Source organism: Tateyamaria sp. syn59, from assembly GCF_007995245.1.
GTDB lineage: Bacteria > Pseudomonadota > Alphaproteobacteria > Rhodobacterales > Rhodobacteraceae > Tateyamaria.
Window position 1 is genome coordinate 1 of record NZ_VCBA01000049.1, and the last position, 2,344, is coordinate 2,344.

The 2,344-nt window shown below is 62.9% G+C and carries 5 protein-coding genes; 1 reads left to right on the plus strand and 4 read right to left on the minus strand.

The features are described 5' to 3' along the window. The 3 genes from FD715_RS22350 to FD715_RS22695 form a co-directional block, all read right to left on the minus strand. Positions 1 to 942 (minus strand): HipA domain-containing protein (locus FD715_RS22350; protein WP_147115489.1); only part of this gene is annotated, 942 nt, incomplete at its 3' end. Continuing rightward, positions 942 to 1,208, minus strand: a complete 267-nt coding sequence (locus FD715_RS22355; protein ID WP_147115492.1) for a helix-turn-helix domain-containing protein — start codon at positions 1,206 to 1,208, stop codon at positions 942 to 944. The genes FD715_RS22350 and FD715_RS22355, both read right to left, overlap by 1 nt. Positions 1,209 to 1,414: 206 nt before the next feature. Next, positions 1,415 to 1,564, minus strand: a complete 150-nt coding sequence (locus FD715_RS22695) for a hypothetical protein (protein ID WP_189799621.1) — start codon at positions 1,562 to 1,564, stop codon at positions 1,415 to 1,417. An 84-nt stretch (positions 1,565 to 1,648) separates the two neighbouring features. Between FD715_RS22695 and FD715_RS22360 the strand changes: the two genes are divergently transcribed. Next, entirely contained in the window at positions 1,649 to 2,017 is a 369-nt protein-coding gene (locus tag FD715_RS22360; RefSeq protein WP_147115495.1) for a hypothetical protein, read from the plus strand. 123 nt (positions 2,018 to 2,140) lie between these two features. On the opposite strand, the gene FD715_RS22920 is transcribed toward FD715_RS22360, so the two are convergent. Beyond that, positions 2,141 to 2,344 (minus strand): hypothetical protein (locus tag FD715_RS22920; protein WP_223275056.1); only part of this gene is annotated, 204 nt, incomplete at its 5' end.

Below are 2,344 nucleotides of genomic sequence, written 5' to 3' on the forward strand. Positions count from 1 at the left end.
CTTCGCATGCCCGTCGATCCCGGCGATCATCCAGTTGAAGAGCTGCGCCTTCAGGAATGCGGCCTGGTCCGCGATCGGATCGTCGGACTGACGCAGCAGTGCGAAGCATTCCGCCATCGAAGGCCCGCCATGCTGCTGATATTTCTGCCCGGAAAAGCGGCCCATGGCCTGAAGGAAATCCTCCTGCGGGACGCGCACCAATCCGCCGGCCCGCCGCGGCCGCCGGTCGAACCGCTCGACCACGAGCGTGATCTGCTCCTCGAAATGGTGGATCTCAGCACGGGTCGCCTCAAGCCCCATTTCTCGCGCTAGCAGCAGGCAGAAGAACTCGTTCTCGACGCTGCGGGTGAGGTCGAGCCCGCCGCCGACCACGCCCATGGGGCGTTTGAAGATATGCGTCGTGGGTGTGAGCCCGGTCGGTCGAAGCCAAGCCCCTTCATGCTTGAGATAGGCCGTCTTTTCCTGCGCGCCCGCGAGCGAAATCCGGAAAGGCTCGTCCGGATTGATGCCGAGCGGCGTCGTGCTGAGCGATCTGAGCGTCTGTGCAATCTGGGCCTCGGATTGTGGCGTACCCTCGATCCGGAAGGGGTCGGCCGGCGTCACCCCATGCGGCAGGAACTGCATCGCCCCCACGCAGTCCTGGCCGATCGCGGCAAGGAGGTCGTGGGTCCGATCGCTGCGCGCCTCCGTGCGCTCGGCGATCGCCCGTCGCAGTTCGGGCGCATCGGGAAGCAGATTCTCGAAGACCGCGTCCACGTGGTCCCCGGTCTGGGTCGACGACATCAGGGGCAGGGCCCGCGAGATCGGAAAGCGGAACGGCCAGCCGAGCCAGGAATCGTCGTAGCGAAAGCTCGCGCCGGCGGCGGGGCGATAGCCGTAATGGCCCGCAAGCCGCCCGTTGAGATAGACGTCGAGCGTGCGAGTGAGCGATCTGCGCCCCATCAGAAAATGTCCTCGGGCTTTGGTCGCGCCGTCTGAGGAGAGGCGCCCTGCCGGGGCACGAGGCTCAGGTCCATCTCGAGCGCCGCCACCACGGCGAGCAGCAGGCTCAGCTTCGGCTCATGGGCCGCCGTCTCGATCCTCGAGATCTGGCGTGGGTCCGTGCCCGCCCGCCGGGCGAGATCGCCCTGCGACCAGCCCTTGGCTTTGCGCGCCTGGCGCAGCTGCTGGCCCAAGGCTTTCACCTCCCGGAAAATGGTTTCCTCCATGCCCGCCTCCCATGCCAAGCTTGTAGCATCAAATCTCTATGCCATGCTTGTAGCATAAGCAATTTACTACAGCCATGTAGATTTCAGCTCATATGCCAAACATGTCCTGAGGATCGCCGACCGGGAGAGCGGATGACCCCGGATCGCCTTGGCTGACCATCTGCAAGCCGAGCATTTCGGCACGGCCGGCGCGCCGTTGTCTGGGTTTAGCCTGTCTCCGCGGGGTCAGCGACCAGCACCGGGAACCGGCTGCGGATCATTTCCTCCCGGTAACGCTCGGCCAGATGCTCGTAGGTCAAGGCGACCGTTCGCGTGTCGGCATAGACCCCTCCCGACGACGAGACCAAGGCCCTCATGTGCGGAAGCAGGAACACGAAAGATTTCCGTGCTCCGCAAAGCAGACCCATGTCCGGTTCAGCCAAACACACAAGGGTCTAGCCATGACGATTTCCCCCACCCACGAGCAGCTTCTGCGGCTTGTCACATCCGGAAGCCTGTTCTTCTTCCTTCATGACAATGCCCGGACGTGGTTTCACCTGAGCGATGAAAGCCTGGAAATGAGCGGGCCTCTCATCTTCCGGTGGGATTGGAACGAGGGCCCGGATGACCGCCCGGGCCTCATGCCGGTCATCCAGATCATCGAGAACGCGCAAACTGGTTTTCATGTCGAAGGTCCGAAGCCAGAGGTCGGACGCCTTTCCGCCCTCTATAGCGCCCTGCGTGAGCGCCTATCCCCTGCACGAGTTCTCTGTCGCCATGAAGATTCTTGGGCGCTCACGTCGCGTGACTCGGCTGCTGAGCCCTGCTGATACCAGCTTCGATCTGGTGGACCTGGAAAAAAGAGTGGACCGGCGCCAATCGTAGGATCTCGCCGGCACCGCCCCCACCCAGTCCGCAAGCGGCCTGACGTGAGGGACACCACATCAATTCTCTCAATCCTCCAATTTCCTTGAGGGCGAGATCAGCCCAACCCTCTGGTATGCGCGATGCCCGCTCGCGACATTCTCGATATCGCTTTTGGCGTTCTCGAGGGAGAAATCAGAGCCTAAGGCCGAAAGCTGGAGAAACTCCAAAAGACCATAGTGGCTGAAAAGACCCGGCGATCCGCAACGCGGACCGCCGGTCACTGATCTCAC

What these genes read in the sequence shown, in the direction of transcription:
- FD715_RS22355 (WP_147115492.1), bottom strand. Translation starts at nt 1,208, where the DNA reads ATGGAGGAAACCATTTTCCGGGAGGTGAAAGCCTTGGGCCAGCAGCTG.
- FD715_RS22695 (WP_189799621.1), bottom strand. Translation starts at nt 1,564, where the DNA reads ATGAGGGCCTTGGTCTCGTCGTCGGGAGGGGTCTATGCCGACACGCGA.
- FD715_RS22360 (WP_147115495.1), top strand. Translation starts at nt 1,649, where the DNA reads ATGACGATTTCCCCCACCCACGAGCAGCTTCTGCGGCTTGTCACATCC.